The 569-nt window shown below is 59.2% G+C and carries 1 protein-coding gene; it reads right to left on the bottom strand.

The annotated features are described in order from the left end of the window. Nucleotides 1-104: 104 nt before the first annotated feature. Nucleotides 105-569, bottom strand: a 465-nt coding sequence (locus tag ACP7AU_RS17810) for a PAS domain-containing protein (RefSeq protein WP_426052289.1), incomplete at its 5' end; no start/stop codon positions are given.

Genomic DNA, 569 nt, shown 5'->3' with positions numbered 1-569 from the left:
CCAGCGATCCCAGATTTCAGCCCTCTGGGCCGCCGAGTAATAGATCCGTCGCCGCTGCTTCATGACCCACGCTCCATCTCCGAAGAAAAGCTAGCGTGTTGCGGTCACCGGTTGAGCCCGCCACCCTTAGGCGACATCCGGGCCGTCCGCTCTCGGGCAAGTCCATGGGTCCGATCCAGGGAAATCAGATTGCCTCCGCTGGTCAGGTGTTCTCGCGTAGGGTGTCGGGATGACAAACAGAATCCATTTCGTCTGCAAGGACCAGCAGGGGATCGCGCCTCTGGACGCCAAGGCTGGCCGATCACCTCTTCGGCACTATATCCAGTGGCCTCGGTAAAGGCCGCGTTGCAATAGACGATGCGCGGGCCGGGAAGATCGAGCGGCTCGGCCTCTGTAATTAAGATAGCGTCCTTAGCGTGCACGACAACGGATTCCAAAAGTCGCAGGCGCTCATTTCCCTGGAAGCCCGATTCCTCGTTTGCTTGAAGACGGTGGAGCGTGAGGCTGTCGGCGATCTGAAACGCCAGCGATAGCAGAACATAGATTTTAGCTGGGCTCAGGCCCGGCTT

The organism is Brevundimonas sp. SL161, from assembly GCF_049896985.1.
GTDB lineage: Bacteria > Pseudomonadota > Alphaproteobacteria > Caulobacterales > Caulobacteraceae > Brevundimonas.
The sequence above is the reverse complement of the archived record's forward strand: the minus strand, read 5'-3'. Positions and strand labels throughout refer to the sequence as shown.